Annotated in this window: 19 protein-coding genes; 9 read left to right on the top strand and 10 right to left on the bottom strand. The window is 63.0% G+C overall.

Features of this window, described 5'->3' with window-relative positions; translation table 11 throughout:
• Window positions 1-18: 18 nt before the first annotated feature.
• Window positions 19-825, top strand: coding sequence for a diaminopimelate epimerase (gene dapF / locus AC3ISR_RS16285; protein WP_463984849.1), 807 nt, complete (start codon window positions 19-21; stop codon window positions 823-825).
• A gap of 33 nt (window positions 826-858) precedes the next feature.
• Here dapF and AC3ISR_RS16280 read toward each other — a convergent pair whose 3' ends face one another.
• A complete protein-coding gene (locus AC3ISR_RS16280) occupies window positions 859-2,004 on the bottom strand; it encodes a PAS domain-containing sensor histidine kinase (RefSeq protein ID WP_463984850.1) in 1,146 nt (381 codons plus the stop codon).
• Complete coding sequence (locus AC3ISR_RS16275; RefSeq protein ID WP_192300785.1) at window positions 1,994-2,809, bottom strand: alpha/beta fold hydrolase; 816 nt, start codon at window positions 2,807-2,809, stop codon at window positions 1,994-1,996. The genes AC3ISR_RS16280 and AC3ISR_RS16275 overlap by 11 nt, the downstream gene beginning before the upstream one ends.
• A 125-nt stretch (window positions 2,810-2,934) precedes the next feature.
• Here AC3ISR_RS16275 and AC3ISR_RS16270 point away from each other — a divergent pair, with 125 nt between their 5' ends.
• Window positions 2,935-4,134 (top strand): TPM domain-containing protein, encoded by a 1,200-nt coding sequence (locus AC3ISR_RS16270; protein WP_463984851.1) that lies wholly within the window; start codon window positions 2,935-2,937, stop codon window positions 4,132-4,134.
• Window positions 4,135-4,143: 9 nt separating this feature from the next.
• Here the strand turns inward: AC3ISR_RS16270 and AC3ISR_RS16265 are convergent, their stop codons facing one another.
• From AC3ISR_RS16265 to AC3ISR_RS16250, 4 genes are all read right to left on the bottom strand, one after another.
• The gene (locus AC3ISR_RS16265) at window positions 4,144-4,569 is read right to left on the bottom strand and encodes a GNAT family N-acetyltransferase (RefSeq protein ID WP_463984852.1); all 426 of its coding nucleotides are present in this window, start codon (window positions 4,567-4,569) and stop codon (window positions 4,144-4,146) included.
• Window positions 4,566-5,744 (bottom strand): hypothetical protein, encoded by a 1,179-nt coding sequence (locus AC3ISR_RS16260; RefSeq protein ID WP_463984853.1) that lies wholly within the window; start codon window positions 5,742-5,744, stop codon window positions 4,566-4,568. The genes AC3ISR_RS16265 and AC3ISR_RS16260 overlap by 4 nt, the downstream gene beginning before the upstream one ends.
• A gap of 63 nt (window positions 5,745-5,807) precedes the next feature.
• Window positions 5,808-6,299 (bottom strand): GNAT family N-acetyltransferase, encoded by a 492-nt coding sequence (locus AC3ISR_RS16255; RefSeq protein WP_192300781.1) that lies wholly within the window; start codon window positions 6,297-6,299, stop codon window positions 5,808-5,810.
• 84 nt (window positions 6,300-6,383) lie between these two features.
• A complete protein-coding gene (locus AC3ISR_RS16250) occupies window positions 6,384-6,764 on the bottom strand; it encodes a hypothetical protein (RefSeq protein WP_192300780.1) in 381 nt (126 codons plus the stop codon).
• Between the two features lie 119 nt (window positions 6,765-6,883).
• On the opposite strand from AC3ISR_RS16250, the gene AC3ISR_RS16245 reads away from it, so the two are divergent.
• Both AC3ISR_RS16245 and AC3ISR_RS16240 read left to right on the top strand, forming a co-directional pair.
• Window positions 6,884-7,354 (top strand): GNAT family N-acetyltransferase, encoded by a 471-nt coding sequence (locus AC3ISR_RS16245; RefSeq protein ID WP_192300779.1) that lies wholly within the window; start codon window positions 6,884-6,886, stop codon window positions 7,352-7,354.
• A gap of 147 nt (window positions 7,355-7,501) precedes the next feature.
• Window positions 7,502-7,831 (top strand): DHCW motif cupin fold protein, encoded by a 330-nt coding sequence (locus AC3ISR_RS16240; RefSeq protein ID WP_463984854.1) that lies wholly within the window; start codon window positions 7,502-7,504, stop codon window positions 7,829-7,831.
• 3 nt (window positions 7,832-7,834) lie between these two features.
• Here AC3ISR_RS16240 and AC3ISR_RS16235 read toward each other — a convergent pair whose 3' ends face one another.
• Window positions 7,835-8,302, bottom strand: a complete 468-nt coding sequence (locus tag AC3ISR_RS16235; RefSeq protein WP_192300777.1) for a copper chaperone PCu(A)C — start codon at window positions 8,300-8,302, stop codon at window positions 7,835-7,837.
• On the bottom strand, window positions 8,302-8,910 hold the full coding sequence (locus tag AC3ISR_RS16230; protein ID WP_016976099.1) for an SCO family protein: 609 nt from the start codon (window positions 8,908-8,910) through the stop codon (window positions 8,302-8,304). Before AC3ISR_RS16230 ends, AC3ISR_RS16235 begins: the two co-directional genes overlap by 1 nt.
• 180 nt (window positions 8,911-9,090) lie before the next feature.
• On the opposite strand from AC3ISR_RS16230, the gene AC3ISR_RS16225 reads away from it, so the two are divergent.
• The 5 genes from AC3ISR_RS16225 to AC3ISR_RS16205 all read left to right on the top strand — a co-directional run bounded on the left by AC3ISR_RS16225 (window position 9,091) and on the right by AC3ISR_RS16205 (window position 12,979).
• Window positions 9,091-9,471, top strand: a complete 381-nt coding sequence (locus AC3ISR_RS16225; protein WP_192300776.1) for a DUF2946 domain-containing protein — start codon at window positions 9,091-9,093, stop codon at window positions 9,469-9,471.
• A 62-nt stretch (window positions 9,472-9,533) separates the two neighbouring features.
• Window positions 9,534-10,079: a putative natural product biosynthesis protein gene (locus tag AC3ISR_RS16220; protein WP_192300775.1), complete on the top strand. Its 546-nt coding sequence runs from the start codon at window positions 9,534-9,536 to the stop codon at window positions 10,077-10,079.
• 162 nt (window positions 10,080-10,241) lie between these two features.
• Window positions 10,242-11,558: an OprD family porin gene (locus tag AC3ISR_RS16215; RefSeq protein ID WP_463984855.1), complete on the top strand. Its 1,317-nt coding sequence runs from the start codon at window positions 10,242-10,244 to the stop codon at window positions 11,556-11,558.
• A 75-nt stretch (window positions 11,559-11,633) separates the two neighbouring features.
• Window positions 11,634-12,077, top strand: coding sequence for a CopD family copper resistance protein (locus AC3ISR_RS16210; protein WP_192300773.1), 444 nt, complete (start codon window positions 11,634-11,636; stop codon window positions 12,075-12,077).
• A 77-nt stretch (window positions 12,078-12,154) separates the two neighbouring features.
• On the top strand, window positions 12,155-12,979 hold the full coding sequence (locus AC3ISR_RS16205; protein ID WP_225595703.1) for an oxygen-independent coproporphyrinogen III oxidase: 825 nt from the start codon (window positions 12,155-12,157) through the stop codon (window positions 12,977-12,979).
• A gap of 160 nt (window positions 12,980-13,139) precedes the next feature.
• Here AC3ISR_RS16205 and AC3ISR_RS16200 read toward each other — a convergent pair whose 3' ends face one another.
• Together AC3ISR_RS16200 and cobA are read right to left on the bottom strand one after the other, a co-directional pair.
• Complete coding sequence (locus tag AC3ISR_RS16200; RefSeq protein WP_463984856.1) at window positions 13,140-14,594, bottom strand: cytochrome D1 domain-containing protein; 1,455 nt, start codon at window positions 14,592-14,594, stop codon at window positions 13,140-13,142.
• Window positions 14,591-15,415, bottom strand: a complete 825-nt coding sequence (gene cobA, locus AC3ISR_RS16195) for a uroporphyrinogen-III C-methyltransferase (protein WP_192300771.1) — start codon at window positions 15,413-15,415, stop codon at window positions 14,591-14,593. The genes AC3ISR_RS16200 and cobA overlap by 4 nt, the downstream gene beginning before the upstream one ends.
• Window positions 15,416-15,446 lie beyond the last annotated feature (31 nt).

Here is a 15,446-nt window from a genome sequence, read left to right as displayed (position 1 = left end):
CTCGAATAAGGACCGCCCATGCCCTTGCAGTTCGTAAAAATGCACGCCCACGGCGATGACTTCATCATCGTTGACCGCCGTGGGCGGGACGACCCGATCACCGCGCAAGTCGCACGCCGCCTGGGCAACCGCCATACCGGTATCGGTTTCAACCAGCTCGCCGTGGTGCTCGACTGCGATGATGCAGCGGCGCGGATCAAGTTCTGGAACCCCAACGGCACGCCGCTGCAGGCCTGCGGCAGCGCGACCCGTGGCGTGGCAGATCGCTTGATGCTGGAGGCGGGCAGCGATTCCATCGTGTTGCGCACCGACCGCGGTTTGCTGACATGTGTGCGGCAGGCCGGGCGGCAAGTCTCGGTGAACATGGGCGAGCCGTCGCTGGAGTGGGCCGCCGTGCCCTTGGCCGAAGCCCTGGATACGTTGAGGTTGCCCCTTGAGGGCGAGCCGGCGGCATGCAGCATGGGCAACCCGCATTGCACGTTTTTTGTGGAGGATCTTGCCGCCGTCGATGTGGCCGCCGCAGGTGCTGCGTTGGAAACTCACCCGCTGTTTCCGGCCAAGACCAATGTGCATTTTGTGCAAGTGCTCGACCGTGGGCACATCCGCCTGCGCATCTGGGAACGCGGCGGCGGTGTGCCATTGGGCTCCGGTTCGTGCTGTTGCGGGGCGGTGGTCAATGGCATCCGTCGTGGCTTGCTGGATGCCACGGTGCAGGTGCAGTGCGACGGCGGCACAGTGACCGTACAGTGGGCGGGCGAGGGCGGTGTGGTGTTGACGGGGAGTGTGGAGCCGGTGATGCAGGGGACTGTTTTCAGTGTTGGCTGAAGTCAGCGGCCGTTGTCTCGACTGACTGGCCCATCATCCTCCCCCCACGAAACACACATTGAACGTCGTACCATCGCCCTGCGTAGAACTGACCGCCACATCCCCCCCATGGACTTTGGCCAATTCCCGCACGATATACAGCCCGAGGCCCACGCTGCGTACGTCGCTGCCCTGGTCGGTGCCGCGGGTCATCGGCTCGAACAGCCCGGCCAGCAGGGTTGCGGGGATCACGGTGCCGTGGTTGTGTACCGCCACTTCACACTGCCCAGCCCCCAGCCGCGAGGTGATGCTGATCGGTTGTTGCAGGTCGCCGTAGGCCACGCTGTTGGCCACCAGGTTACCGATGATCTGTTGCACGCGGTCGGCATCGAGGCTGGCTTCGCCACTGCCTAGCGCATGGTGCGCCAGGATGGCGTTGGGGAACGCGACGCGCAGCTCATCCACCGCCTGGCGGGTCACTGCGTGCAGGTCCAGCGGCGCAGCCTTGATGCTGATGCCGTGGCCGACCCGGGCCTGGGTGAAGTCCAGCAGGTCGGCGATCATGCGCTGGGCGCGTTCGGAGGACTGGCCGATGTGCCCCAGCAACTGGCGCTCCTTGGCGCTGCGTTCGCCACGGCTGAGGAAATCCGAAGCCATGCGGATCGCCGTGAGCGGGTTTTTCAGGTCATGGCTGACGATCGCCACCATCTGCTCGGCAAACAGCGCGCGCCGCTGGGCGATGGCGTATGCCTCGCCGAGTTCGGCCTGGGCTTGCTTGAGGGCAAGTTCCGTCGTGGTTTTTTCCTGCAACAGTGCTTCGGCCAGCTTGCGTGCGTTGAGCAGTTCGCGCTCGTACTTGTCACGGTCGGTGGTGCCGAACAGCGCCAGGTCGTACACCGCGCCGTCGGCTTGTTCACGCCGGGTGCCATTGAGCAGCACGGTGACCTTGTGCCCGTCGCGGTGCAGCATGTCCAGCTTCACTTCGGTGACACTGCCGCGCAGGCGCAGCATCGGCGCCAGGTGGGTCTGGTGGAAGATCCGCCCGCCCATGGTCAGCAGGTCCTGGAAACGCCGCCCGCACAACTCCACGGCGCTGAACCCGAGCCATTCGCTGAACCGTGCGTTGGTGTGCAGGAGCGTGCCGTCCTCCGCCGTTGCGGCCAGGGCACAGGCGGCGTTGTCGAACAGCTTAGTCGGCATGGGCGACGGTCCAGGGTGCGAGGAAACTCTCCATCGCTGCCGCACACGCCTGCGGCGCGCTCATGTGTGGGCAATGGCCGACGTTGTCCACCAGGCAATAGGTGCTGTTGAGCAACACGCCGTGCAGGTATTCGCCGACGGCCACGGGGGCGATCAGGTCGTCGCTCGATTGCAGGATCAACACCGGGGTAGCCAGGCCGGCGATGTCCTTGCGGTTGTCGGACATAAACGTCACCCGCGCAAATTGCTTGGCGATCTCCGGTTCGGTGCGGCAGAAACTGTCGCGCAAGGCCTCGCTCAACGCGGGCTGTTCAGGCGCGCCCATGATCACTGGGGCCATGGCGCTGGACCAGCCGAGGTAGTTGCTGTCGAGGGTGTCGAGCAGGTCATCGATGTCGCTGCGCTTGAAACCACCGACATAGCCATCGGCATCGATGTAGCGCGGCGACGGGCCAATCATCACGTGGGCGGCGATGCGTCCGGGGGCCTGGCGGTCGGCGAGGGTGGCAATCATCGCGCTGACCGAGTGGCTCACCAGAATCACCGGGCCGACGGCAAAGGCGTCGATCAGCTCGTTCAAGTCGCGGGCATAACCGTCCAGCGCGCTGTACTTGTGCTTGTCGAACGCGCTGAGGTCCGACAGGCCGGCGCCGACCAGGTCATACATCACCACGCGAAAGTGTTCGGTAAATGGCGGCGCCAAGTAGTGCCACATGGCCTGGTTGCAGCCAAAACCGTGGGAGAACACCAGGGTCGAGCGGCCGTTGCCCATCACACTGACGTTGTTGCGGAGGCGAAGGTTCATGGGCTTCTCGGTTATGGCGTTTTGCTGTGTGGGCGGAGTTTAGATAGTCAATCGAGTGGGGTCACGTGTTATAGCCGCGATAAGGTAAAGTCGCGGCCTTCAGGAAGAAACTTCAGGTAACAAACATGATGCGGTGCGTGCGGCAAGCGGTCTTGGGTCTGTGGGTGCTGGTGTTGGCCAGTGTGTTTGTCACCGCCCAGGCTGACACTTCGCCGATCGGGGTTGCCCTCGATCAGCGGGTCATCGACCTCACCAACACCCTGGATGCTGGCACCACCGCCCGTCTGAAGGCGCAGCTCGCTGCCCTGGAGCAACGCAAAGGCGCGCAGGTGGCGGTGTTGCTGGTGCCCACCACCGGCGATGCGAGCATCGAGGACTACGCCAACCAACTGTTCCGCGCCTGGAAGCTGGGGCGCAAGGACATCAATGACGGCATCCTGCTGCTGGTGGCCAAGGATGATCGCAAGGTGCGCATCGAAGTGGGCTACGGCCTTGAAGGCGTCGTCACCGACTTGCTGAGCCATCGCATCATCGAAGAACACATCACCCCGGCGTTTCGCCAGGGCGATTTCGCGGGAGGTGTCGCCCAAGGCGTAGACGATCTGGTGCTGTTGGTGGATGGCGGTGACTTGCCGGCGGTGGCGGGGCTCGCGGTAGGGCCAGGAGCGATCGCGGTGTTGCTGGCATTTGTGCTCGGTGGCGGTGGCGGTGTACTGCTGGCAGCCGGCAAGCTGCGCTGGCGCAAGGCATTGGGGGCCGCAGTGACGATCACGCTGCTGCTTGCGGTGCTGGCTGGCGGCCGGGAGTGGGCGGTGTACCTGCTGATACTGCCGCTGACCTTGCTGATTGGCGGCGCCACGTTCGGCGCGTTGTGGCAGGCACGCACGGTGTTTTATTGCGTGCTGGGCTTGTTGGGCTACATCACGATCCTGCTCGCGGCGAATCAATACACCGATGTGAACTTCCTGCACTGGCTGGCATTCCCCCTGCTGGGTCTGCTGGTGCTGGGCTTGTACCTGATCCTGTTCGTCATCATGAAAGACGCCTGGAAGCGCAGCCGGGCAGGCTTCGTCGCACGGTTGCTGGCGGCCGTGGCGGTGTACGTGGCCGCGGGGTTGCTGATGGAGTTGGGGCGCAACGACTGGCTGTTTGCTTTCCCGATTGCTTCGTTTGCGGCGCTGTTTATCTTTGGCAAGACCGGCGGCGGCTCGGGCTCCAGCGGTGGCTCAAGCTCGGGCTCCAGTCGTTCAAGCTCCAGCTCCAGCAGCAGTTCGTCGGGTGGCGGTGGTTCGAGCGGTGGTGGGGGCGCTTCGGGGAGTTGGTGAAGCGCCCAGCTACAACGCCTTGCTCAGAAACACCCGGCTGCTGCCCTGGGGCTCGCACGGGATTTCACCAAAGCGTATCCAGCCGCGCTTCTCATAAAACCCTGGCGCCTGGAAGCTGATGGTGTACAGCACGGCACTGCGACAACCGCGGCGCCGCGCTTCATCTTCAAAGGCCTGCAACAATCGGCTGCCCAGGCCCGAACCGCGCAGGGTCTCGGGCAGGTGGAACAGGTCGAGAAAAGCCATGCCAAACGCGCTGCGACCAGTGATGCCACCGAGGGTTTGCCCGGTGTGTGGGTCTTTGATCAGCACCGTCAGCGGCCGTCGGTCGTGATAGCCAGTGGCGTGTTTGTTGAAGGCGGCAAGGCCATCGCCGATGATCTGTTGTGCCTGGAGATCAATCTGGTCGCCAATTTCGATCAGGGGTTGGGTCATGTCGAGGGGCCTGGTTTTTTGGTTTTGTTGTCTGTGGTCGGCTTGGGAGGGCTTATGGTGTCCGAGTTCTTTGGCATCCGGATGGCGTTGCTGCTTTGGGTCAGCACACAGTAGGCCGATTGTTGCGGCCAATCCTTGAGTGTCGTTTTGACCCGGCTGGTCGGGCACAGCAACAACACATCGCCGAAGGAAAACAACGGGAACGCGGACACTACAGGCTTGCCACGCAATATCTGCACGTCGCCCCAGACGGCGCTCTCGAAATCTTCCCTGGCGTAGGTTTTCGTCAGCCAGAAGCGCGCTTCTACGGGGGCACGCACGTTCATCACCCCGGCTGCAGCGTAAACGATCGCTGCCGGGCTTCCCGGCGAAATTGCAATAATCATCCCCCCCGCCACAGCGACGGCCAACAGACTCAGGGCCAGGCGCTTGAATAGGTCGGCCTTGCTGACGTAGAACACCACCACAGGCATCAACGTGACGCATGCGGCGAACATCGAGATATACATCAAGCGGTTCACCGCTTCGGGGGTGTCTTCCCCGGTATAGGCTTTCAGAATCAGGCTGGCGGGAAATACGGCAGAGAGCACGGTGCTGAACAGCAGCAATGACACCATCAGTACAAAGAAGCCGCGCAGCCGCCAGCTCCTGGGGTGGCCGGGGCTCGCCATGGTTGCACAGACATCGACGGCAAATCGGAAGGTGGTGGTTGCCAGCATTGCAATCAGGCTGAGCACAAGCCAAAGCGCAACGTAGAGCACTTCCCATAGGGCGTTCCGTTCAGGTCCTTCGAAGCTATACCAGAGCATGGCAACGATGCCTGACAGCACAGGTACGCAGAGAATACCCACCAACTTGTGCTGCAGGGACGGGGAGTCATTGAAAAACGACACCGTGAGTCCGAACAGGACAGTGCTCGCCAACAGTGTCAGCAAGTACGCGCCCAGCATACCCATTACGCTGGCGAGCCAGGGGATCAGCGCTGACTTGGCCTCCAGCGCTGCGGCCAGCAGGTCCGGGCGGCCGATTGCCGATGCGTAGGTCGACAGGGTGTAAAACCCCAGCAGCGTACCCAGTCCCGCGAAGATAACGCTCAGGGGCGCCCAGAAATTCAGTATCCGCTTGAGGTTCTTTTTTAACGCGTGTTGAAAGGTCAAGGGTGTTGCGTTGGGCACGAGGTGGTTCCTTCCGTGGATCGAATCGCGTTACCGGCTGCTGTGTCCGGGATTGGCGCTGAATTAGAGCTCCATGACCATCTCATGCCACGCCATCCCGCCATGGTCCGACGCGGACGGCTGCACATAGCGATAGCCCATGCGCGTGTACAACGCTACATGGCGGTCCTTGCACATCAAGTGAATGGTCTTTTTGCCCATGTCGCGCATGCGTTGCACAAACGCGTTCATCAACGTCGTGGAGTACCCTTTGCCCTGGTGTGCCGGGTCAACCACCACCGACATGATCACCACATTTGGCGCCTCGGCCGAATGCCCCACCAGTTCCTTGAACGCCTCGTCAGACATCACCACTTCATCGGCGCAGCCGCAGTTGATGAAACCCACTACTTCGCCAGCGGCCTCCAAAATCAGAAAACCTTGTGGGTACAGCGCAATGCGCGTGGCGATTTTTTCCAGGGTCGCGGCTTCATCGCCTTCGTAGGCGCCGATTTCGATTTCAAAGCAGCGGGCGGCGTCGGCGGGCAGGGCATTGCGCAGGGTGAGGGCGGGCATGGCGGTTCCTGGGGACAAAGCGGAAGGCGACATTCTAGATAATTATCGCCCCCAGCTCCAATGCGGCGCCCTTGAAGGGGTTGCTTACTCCACTGGCGCGTAGTTCCTGACGCCGGCCTTACTCAGTTGTTCCTGGAATTCCCGCTGAAAATCGCTGATCCTCATCTGCAACGCTGGGCTGAAGGTGCCATCATTGTTGTTGGGTTTAAAGCTGAACTTGATCGTGTTGTGCAGTGCATTGCCATCGCCGAAGTCGTTGTAGTCGTACACGTCAGATTCTTGCTTGACCCCGATGTTTTTTGACCTGGCGAGATCCTTGAAAATGTCCATCGTTTGACGGTAGTCCTCAAGTTTCACCGTGAATTGGATACCTGTGTTGTGAAGGTTGGCGCCGATGGGCCGATTTAACGCTTCCGGCGCGCCCTGAAGCGTCTGCGGTGCATAAGAAGATTGAACACCTTGCATAGTAAAAACCCTCGATTTGACGTCCTAATTGGATGCTTCTCGTTGTGGTGAACGCCAAGTACCGGGTTCCATCCGCAAGAGGCGCGGGTGTGTCCAACTGTTAAGCCATGGAGGCTGAAATGCTGCAAATAAAACCCGCAACCCCGGAAGACGCCCAAGCGGCGTTCGACATTCGCCTGTTGGCCATTCGTAGCCAGTGCATCGGTGCGTATACGCGCGAGCAGATGATGTCCTGGACCCGTGGCAGCGCCGCAGACGGCTACAACGCGCTGATGGACAAAGCGTTTTACCTGGGATGGGTGCAGGGCGAACCGGTCGTCACCGGGATGCTTGACCTGGAAAACAACGAAGTGGGAGCGCTATTTGTCCTGCCTGAATTCACCGGGCGTGGGTATGCCAAGGCCATGCTCGATCACCTGGAAAACCTGGCTCGGCAACTGGCGATTGACACGCTGGTGCTGGATGCGACGTTGAATGCCGCGGGTTTCTATCGGGCGCGCGGATACGTGGGGGATGAGCAGGCGGTTTACCATTCGCCGTCGGGGTTGGTGTTGGCGTGTATACCGATGACCAAGCGACTGGTGTGTTGAGCGAGCGGCTTGGGGGAGCAAGCTGTCGAGCTTTAGCGAGGCTGCGAAGGCGGTTCTGTATGCCCCGAAAGCCCAGGATCTGTGTCTATCGACCGAGCCTTGCACTCGTTAGCCTTGCGCCACGTTAACTGACGACCGAGCCTCCCCATGAACCTCACCGCCGTACCCTTTGGCACCACCGACTGGTCAACCCTCGACCCCGTCACCTACCCAGGCGAAACCGGCAGCGCCGTATGGCGCACCTGCCACTTCGGCACGACCCGCGTGCGCAGGGTGGACTACACCCCCGGCTATCTGGCGGATCATTGGTGCAGGCGTGGCCATGTACTGTTGTGCCTGGAAGGCGAGTTGCACACGGAGTTGGAAGACGGCCGTCAATTCACACTGACGGCCGGGATGAGTTACCAGGTTGGCAACGACATGGAGGCGCACCGCTCTTTCACCGCCAGCGGCGCGAAGCTGTTTATCGTGGACTAGTGCTTAGTGCATCTTGCTGTGGTCCATCCCATCCAGGCCACGCGCCGGGGCGTGCACCTCCAGGGTCTGCTTTTCGCCCTTGGCGTTCTCCACGGTCAGGGTCAGCGGCACGTGGTCGCCTTCCTTGATCTGGCCGGTGAGGCCCATCAGCATCACGTGGTAGCCATTGGGGTCGAGGGTGACAGCCTTGCCGGCGGGCAGCGCCAGCGAGTCCACCGGGCCCATGTGCATCACGTCGTCCTTCATGCTCATCTCATGGATCTGCACGTCTTTGGCCACCGGCGAGGCAACGCTGAGCAGCTTGCTGTCGCTGTCGGCGGTGACGGTCATGAACGCGCCGCTCGACGGCTGGCCCGGCACGGTGGCGCGCACCCAGGCGTCGGTGACTTGCACCTGGGCACTGGCGTGTGCCGCGAGGGTCAGCAGGGTGAGGCCCAATGTCAGGCGCTTGAGGTGTTGAACGGCAGTCATTAGCAGACCTCCATGACGGTGAGCAGGTCTTCTGCGCACTCTTTAGCGGTAAGGGATGCCTGCAGGCCCAGGCGCAGGTTGCCACGGGTGTCGAAGACAAAACTGGTGGCGGTGTGGGACAGGGTGTAGGTGTCGCCGGCGGGGATCTTTTCATAAAAGATCCCGAATTCCTTGGCGGCCACGGCGATTTCTTCCGGGGTGCCGTAGAGCGCTTCGAAGCTGGGGTCGAAGGCCTTGACGTACTTGTCGAGGATCTCCGGGGTGTCGCGTTCGGGGTCGAGGGTGATGAACACCACTTGCATGATCTCGCCGTCGCGGCCCATCAGCTTCTTGGCCTGGGCGGCGCGGGCCAGGGTGGTCGGGCACACGGCCGGGCACTGGGTGAAGCCGAAGAACACCACCGGCATCAGGCCACGGAACGAACTCAGGGTGACGGTCTCGCCGTCGGTGTTCTTGAGCTTGAAGGTACGGCCCATGATCTTGTCACTGAGGTCCTTGCCGTACTTGAAGTTCAGCTTGGGGCTGTAGTCACAGCCGCCCAGCAGGCTGCCCAGGCCCAACAGGCCCATGCCGGTCAGCACTTTGCGGCGGGTGAATAACGTACTCATCAACTGCGCATCCTGTGAATCGCCTGCATTGCTCTGGATCTACACATCAGGCTTTGAAAAGGAGTAAGGAGGAGGGCGCCAAGTCTACCAACCCCAGCCAGCCCGCGTAATGTGCGACGTTCTGCCACAGGGGCGCACCGTGCTTCATCTCGGTGCGCCTGTGGTGGTAGAGTCGCCGCCATGAAATTGCGCCCCTCCGACCGTTCGCTGATCGCCTGGACCCTGTACTTCTGCGTGCTGATGAACCTGTTCGTGTGCGGTTTGGGCCATGGGCAGATGATGGGCCTGGAGCTCAATGGCATCGGCGGGCAGTTCTGTTCGGTCGAAGGCAGCCAGCCGATTTCCGACAAAGGGTTGGGAAGCACGGCTTCCAGCAACATCTCGAACTACTTTGCCTGCCCGGTCTGCAACGCGTTGACCGTCGCGCTGGTGTTCCTGATCGGTCTTGCCTGGCTGCTCGGCCTTGGGCAAACCCCGCGCCCGGCCCATGAGCGGCGCAACAAGGCGCCGCCACGCGACTCCTGGCCCTCGGCCAACCCCCGCGCATCCCCCGCATTCTGACGTGTGCCCTGGGCTGCCTGTGATCAGGCAGCGTTCTATCGTCACGACTGTGAGTGCGTTTCATGAATCACCTATTGCCTGCCGGCGCCAGCCGCCTGGTCAGCAAGGCGTCCCGGCGCCTGCGCATGGAGCCGGCGCTGCCCGACTACCCGAGCAATTCCCGTTGCTTCGTGCACCTCGATGCACGCCTGCTGCCCCATTGGCACACCTTGTTCGACATCTGCCCGGCGCTGCTCAAACTGGACCCGCCCGAGGGCCTGAACCTGTTTCGCAGCTTCATGACCTGGGCCTACCGCCACCGGCCCCCGCTGGACTGGACCTACCACCTGAACGTGTGCCGCTGGTTGCTGGCCTCGCCGTACCGCACGCAAATCGACGATGAACCCATCGAGGCGTTCATGGCCGCAGCGGCGGCCTGCTGGATCAATACCGATACCAGCGGGGCCCAGGGTGTGGTCGTGACCTGGCAAGGCGCGACGGTGTTTGACTGGAAGGATGCGCCCTCAGCCAGCGCCGAACACCAGGCGTTGCCCGGCACCGAATGGGACTTCGCCTGGTGCCCCTTGAACGCCCGCGGCGAGTTCAGTCGCTGGCTGCCAGTGCCTTGAGATTGTTACGCAACTGGTAAAAGTGAATGACGGTTTTCATGGCTTTTTCCCACGCGGCCGAGCCTATACCGTGCGCGCTCCCGTTATATGCAGCACCACCCGCGCCACATAGAACAGGGCTGGGCTGCGACGGGATCGCCTCATTTACTTTACGGAGCCTTCATGAATCACAAGACTTGCCTGGCCCTCGCCGTTTCCCTGGGCGCCGCGCAGCAAGTTGCTGCGTCGGGTTTTATCGACGACAGCAAAGCCAGCCTCGATCTGCGCAACTTCTACTACAACCAGGACACCCGCAACGCCCGGGGCGCCTCGGACAAGGAGTGGGGCCAGGCGTTCATGTTCAACTACAGGTCCGGCTTCACCGAGGGCACCGTCGGCTTCGGCCTGGATCTGCAGCAGATGCTCGGCCTGCGCCTGGATGCCTCCGGCCGCGCGGGCAAGGCCGGTGAGGACAACACCCCCGGCAGCGTCTTCCCGCTGGACGATGGCAAGGCCGCCCATGACTTCAGCAAGACCGGCGTCACCGGCAAGCTGCGCATCGCCCAGACCCAACTGAAAGTCGGCAACCTGCAACCCAAGTTGCCGGTGCTGACCACCGAAGACGGCCGCCTGCTGCCCCAGACCTTCCGGGGTTACCAATTGGACTCCAAGGACTTCAAGGACGTCAGCCTGATCGCCGGCAAGCTTGAGCAAGTGGTCGACCGTAACTCCAGCAACGGCCAGGGCCTGTCGATTGCCGGCGCCAACGACCCGATCAAGGGCAAGAGCAGCAACCAGTTCTACTATGGCGGCGTGGATTACACCGTCAGCAAGCAACTGCAATTGCAGTACTACTACGCCAACCTGGAGAACTTCTACCAGCAGCACTTCCTCGGCCTGGTGCACAACTGGCAGTTGCCGGTGGGGCAATTCAAAAGTGACCTGCGTTACTTCTACAGCACCGCCGACGGCAAGAACGCCAGCGCGGCCGGGCGTGACGAGGGCTATGTCAGCGCCGGTTACTACGGGCCCGGCGTCAACACCGGCAAGGTCGACAACCGCCTGTGGAGCGCGCTGTTTACCTATGCCTTGAGCGGGCACTCGCTCAGCCTCGGCTACCAGAAGACCACCGGCGAAAGTGACTTCCCCCACATCAACCAGGGGCAGGGCCGCTCGCTCTACCTGATCACCAATTCGCAGTCGCTGAAATTTGTGAATGCCGGGGAACAAGCCACGGTCGGCAGCTATGCCTATGACTTCGCCAGCCTTGGCTTGCCGGGCCTGCGCTCCAGCGTGACGTATATCCACGGCAGCCATATCCGTACCAAAAGTCGCGACAACAGTGAGTGGGAGCGCGACCTGCGCGTTGACTACGTGATCCCCAACGGCACCCTCAAGGGGCTGGGGTTTACCTGGCGCGGCGCGGTGCTGCGCGGCAACGACACGGCGGACAAGGACGAGACCCGCCTGATCGTCAGCTACAGCATCCCGCTGATGTAACGGCTTGACCGGCATCAAGGTGCGCCCGTCTCCAGCACGCGACACTGGAGGCCCGGCGCGACCTGCGAGGCCTCCATGCTCTACCTGTTGTTTCTCCTGGCCCATCTGTTCGCCGCGCTGATCTTTATCGGCACGGTGTTTTTCGAAGTGCTGATCCTGGCCCACCTGCATCGGCACTTGCCGGCGCGGGTGATGGTGCAGGTCGAACAAGGCGTCGGCCAGCGTGCCCGCAGGCTGATGCCGTGGGTGTTGCTGGTGCTGTTCGGCGCCGGTATCGGCATGGTCTGGCTGCGTTATCGGCCGCTGCTGGCCGCGCCACTGGCGACGTCATTCGGCACCTTGCTCAGCCTCAAACTGATACTCGCCACCAGCGTGCTGCTGCACTTTTTGCTGACGATGCTGCGCATGCGCCGTGGGCGTGTCAGTGCGCGGTATCTGCGCTTTATTCACCTGAGCCTGTTCGGGCATATGGTCGCGATTGTGCTATTGGCCAAGGGCATGTTTTACCTCTCGTGGTAAAGCCCTTGATGCATATCAACGGGTGTCGTGTTGTCGCACCGGACAATGGCTCACCGCCCACGGACCCGGAGCCCCTCATGTGCAGCGTGATTTCCCTCGATGTGGTGCGTGCGCTACGCACCAGCCGCCAGTGGCAGCGCCCGCTGGCGTTGACCTTGCACTGGCCGCCCGGCCCGGCGAATGACGACTGCCGGCACCGACTGATCCGGGAGATCGAATGGGTCGGCCGTCACCTTGACCATCGGCAACCCGTGGAGCATTTCCAGTGGCGCGGCGCGGCGGCGATTGCCGAGGTACAGGCCCTGATGCACGTCCTGCATGCGCGCTTCAATTTCTTCGAGCAAGACCGTGGCGACTACGCCATCGACCTCGACCCCCGGCACACCGATTGGGCGAGCGTGGGGTTGCTGCGTGAGCTGGGTTTCAACCACGTCTGCATCAGCGTGCCGGATGCCCGTGCCGCGGCCGAGCCTGCCCAGGCGTGCTACCGCAACCCGGCACCGATCCAGTCGTTGATCGATGCGGCACGCACCTTTGATTTCCGCTCGGTGAGTGTCGACCTGGGCTACGGCGCCGCCTGGCAGACCCTGGCCAGTTTCGACGCCAAGCTGGCCAGCCTGATCGCCCTGGAGCCGGACCGCCTGCAAGTGTTCGACTACGCCGATCCCCCTCGGCGCTATCGCGCGCAACCCACCCAGGCCCATAGCGGTGCGATGCGTCAACTGAGCTTCGAACGCCTGGCGGCGGCGGGTTACCACTACATCGGCCAGGGGCAGTTTGCCCGGGGCGACGACGATTTCACCCAGGCCCAGGAGCGCGGCAAACTGCGCCGAACCGGCGAAGGCTTCACCGTGCATGGTGACTGCGACCATATCAGCCTGGGCGACACACTCCTCTGGTGAAAGACCGGGCCCGTAGTGAGCGGGCTTGCCCCGCGCCGGGTGGCGAAGCCGCCCCAAACAGTCCGCCGCGGTGTTTCAGGAATACCGAGGCGCCGGGATTTGGGGCGGCTTCGCCCCCCAGCGCGGGGCAAGCCCGCTCACTACAGGGTAATTCGGTGCTTTAGTGCGACGTGCCTTCGGCAAACTCGATCTTGTTACCCACGTTGTACTTGCCCGACGGCTTGTTCATCGGCAGGCGCTTGATCTCCTCAAGCGTCTGGCTGTCGTACACGATCAGCGCGCCGTCGGTGGCCCAGATGCTCAGCAGCACGTAACGCCCGTCGCGGGTGAATTCCACATGGGCGGCGGTCTTGCCCGGCACCGGGCGCAGGGTATGGGCGATCTCCAGGGTCTGTTTGTCGATCAAGTGGATGGCATCGTTGTCCGGCCCGAAAAACACATCGCTCCATACATAGCGCGAGTTGACATGGCTGCGCATGAAGAAGCCCGGGCCGAGGGTGGGGATCTGCTTGATCGGCTTCCAGGTGACGGGGTCGAGCACGCTGATTTGTCCCTGGCTGATATTCGGTGTGGCGAACACCCACTGGCCATTGCGCCGCCAATAGGTGCCCGAGCCCAGGTGAGGCATGCCGGCCAGTGGAATATCGGTGACCACGTCTCCCGAATCCAGGTCGATCACCTGGCCGCCACCGGCCTTGCGTGACGTGGCGAGCAACTGATGGTAATCGGGGGTGAACGTGAAGTCATCCAGTACGTCGCGGGCCGCGATGCGCCGGGGTTCGAAGCTGGGTTGTGGGGCGGCATAGGACAGCTCCCAAACCTCGTTCACATCCTTGAGCGCCACCACAAAACTGTCACGCGGCGGCGCGGTGTACACGGCGCTGACCCGCGACCCGGTCGGCAGCAGCTTGACCAGCGACAGGTCACGCGCATCGAGCACCACCAGGTTGCCCGGCAGATAGTTGCCCACCAGCACCCAGCGCCCGTCCTTGCTCACTGCCAGGTTGCGCGTGTTGAGTCCGGCGCGGATCTCGGCGATCAGCTTGAGGTTGTGCAGGTCATACAGGCTGATCCAGCCGTCCCGCGAGGCGAAGTACACGAAGCGTCCGTCCGGCGAGAACTTGGGCCCGCCGTGCACGGCAAAGTGGCTGGCAAAACGGTCCAGCACAGTGAAGCGATCGCCGTCGAGGATGTCGATGTGATGGTCGCCGGACTCCACCACCACAAACAGGTTGAGCGGGTCGGCGTGGTGTTGTGGGGTGGTTGGCAACTGCGTCAGGTCGGCCAGCAGGCGGTGGCTGTCGCGGATGTCTTGCACGCTCCAGGTTGCCGGTGTGGCGGGCGGTTGTTGCAGGAAGTCCGCCAGCCCGTCGATCTGCGCTGCGCTCAATTGGGCCCCGAAGGCCGCCATCTGGCTGGCGGGACGGCCTTGCGTGATGACCTTGCGCACCTCGTCCGGCTTGATCCGCCCGAGGCTTTCGGGGAGTAACGCCGGGCCGCTGGCGCCGATGCGATTGAGGCCATGGCAGCTCTCGCAATACTGGTGGTAGTCCTCGGCTGGCGTACCGTGGGCGCCGCCGGCCCATAGCAATGGCAGCAACCACAGGCGCTTCACGACGCCACCGGAACGCGGGGCGCCGACAAGCTCGCGGGGTAGTGCAGGGCGGCGTCGGCAAACAGGTTCACCACCGCACCGATCACCGTCAGGGTCGGCACGCCGGGTTCGCAGTCGGCGGCCAGGGTCGGCAACTGGCGCAAGGTGCCACGGGCCACGTGCTGGTCGGCCCGCGCGCCGTTGCTGATCAACGCGGCCGGGGTATCGCCCGGTAGACCGGCGGCCACCAGGTGTTCGGCGATCAGCGCCAGGTTCGACAGGCCCATGTAGAACACCAGGGTCTGGCTCGGCTCGGCAAGGCTGGCCCACGGGAGTTTCAAGGCGCCGTCGCGCTGCAAGTGCCCGGTGACGAAGCGGCAGGAGTTGACCAGGTCGCGGTGGGTCAATGGGATGCCCGCGTAGGCGCTGCACCCGGACGCGGCGGTAATGCCTGGCACCACCTGGCACGGGATGTCGCGCGCGAGCAGGTATTCCAGCTCCTCGGCGCCGCGCCCGAAGATAAACGGGTCGCCGCCCTTGAGGCGGACCACGCGCTGACCCTGTTCGGCCAACTCGGCGAGCAGGGCGTTGAGTTGATCCTGGGGCAGGCTGTGGTAACCGCTGGCCTTGCCCACGTAATGGCGGGCGCAAGTCAGGGGGATCAGGCTCAGCAGCTCGGCGCTGATCAGGCGGTCGAACACCACTGCGTCGGCCTGCATCAACAGGCTCCAGGCGCGCAGGGTCAACAGGCGCGGGTCGCCGGGGCCGGCGCCCACCAGCGCGACTTCGCCGGGGTGGAAGGGGCTGTGCAGGCTCGCGGGTATGGCAGTCGGAAGGTGCATGGGACGTCCTCTGTTCATCATCAGGCAGGCG

Source organism: Pseudomonas sp. GL_117 (genome assembly GCF_057835125.1).
This window is presented reverse-complemented; position numbering and strand designations above follow the sequence as displayed.

Bases quoted from the DNA above. Each gene is read 5' to 3' on its own strand.
- dapF (WP_463984849.1), top strand. From the start codon at position 19: ATGCCCTTGCAGTTCGTAAAAATGCACGCCCACGGCGATGACTTCATC.
- AC3ISR_RS16280 (WP_463984850.1), bottom strand. From the start codon at position 2,004: ATGCCGACTAAGCTGTTCGACAACGCCGCCTGTGCCCTGGCCGCAACG.
- AC3ISR_RS16275 (WP_192300785.1), bottom strand. From the start codon at position 2,809: ATGAACCTTCGCCTCCGCAACAACGTCAGTGTGATGGGCAACGGCCGC.
- AC3ISR_RS16270 (WP_463984851.1), top strand. From the start codon at position 2,935: ATGATGCGGTGCGTGCGGCAAGCGGTCTTGGGTCTGTGGGTGCTGGTG.
- AC3ISR_RS16265 (WP_463984852.1), bottom strand. From the start codon at position 4,569: ATGACCCAACCCCTGATCGAAATTGGCGACCAGATTGATCTCCAGGCA.
- AC3ISR_RS16255 (WP_192300781.1), bottom strand. From the start codon at position 6,299: ATGCCCGCCCTCACCCTGCGCAATGCCCTGCCCGCCGACGCCGCCCGC.
- AC3ISR_RS16250 (WP_192300780.1), bottom strand. From the start codon at position 6,764: ATGCAAGGTGTTCAATCTTCTTATGCACCGCAGACGCTTCAGGGCGCG.
- AC3ISR_RS16245 (WP_192300779.1), top strand. From the start codon at position 6,884: ATGCTGCAAATAAAACCCGCAACCCCGGAAGACGCCCAAGCGGCGTTC.
- AC3ISR_RS16240 (WP_463984854.1), top strand. From the start codon at position 7,502: ATGAACCTCACCGCCGTACCCTTTGGCACCACCGACTGGTCAACCCTC.
- AC3ISR_RS16235 (WP_192300777.1), bottom strand. From the start codon at position 8,302: ATGACTGCCGTTCAACACCTCAAGCGCCTGACATTGGGCCTCACCCTG.
- AC3ISR_RS16230 (WP_016976099.1), bottom strand. From the start codon at position 8,910: ATGAGTACGTTATTCACCCGCCGCAAAGTGCTGACCGGCATGGGCCTG.
- AC3ISR_RS16225 (WP_192300776.1), top strand. From the start codon at position 9,091: ATGAAATTGCGCCCCTCCGACCGTTCGCTGATCGCCTGGACCCTGTAC.
- AC3ISR_RS16220 (WP_192300775.1), top strand. From the start codon at position 9,534: ATGAATCACCTATTGCCTGCCGGCGCCAGCCGCCTGGTCAGCAAGGCG.
- AC3ISR_RS16215 (WP_463984855.1), top strand. From the start codon at position 10,242: ATGAATCACAAGACTTGCCTGGCCCTCGCCGTTTCCCTGGGCGCCGCG.
- AC3ISR_RS16210 (WP_192300773.1), top strand. From the start codon at position 11,634: ATGCTCTACCTGTTGTTTCTCCTGGCCCATCTGTTCGCCGCGCTGATC.
- AC3ISR_RS16205 (WP_225595703.1), top strand. From the start codon at position 12,155: ATGTGCAGCGTGATTTCCCTCGATGTGGTGCGTGCGCTACGCACCAGC.
- cobA (WP_192300771.1), bottom strand. From the start codon at position 15,415: ATGCACCTTCCGACTGCCATACCCGCGAGCCTGCACAGCCCCTTCCAC.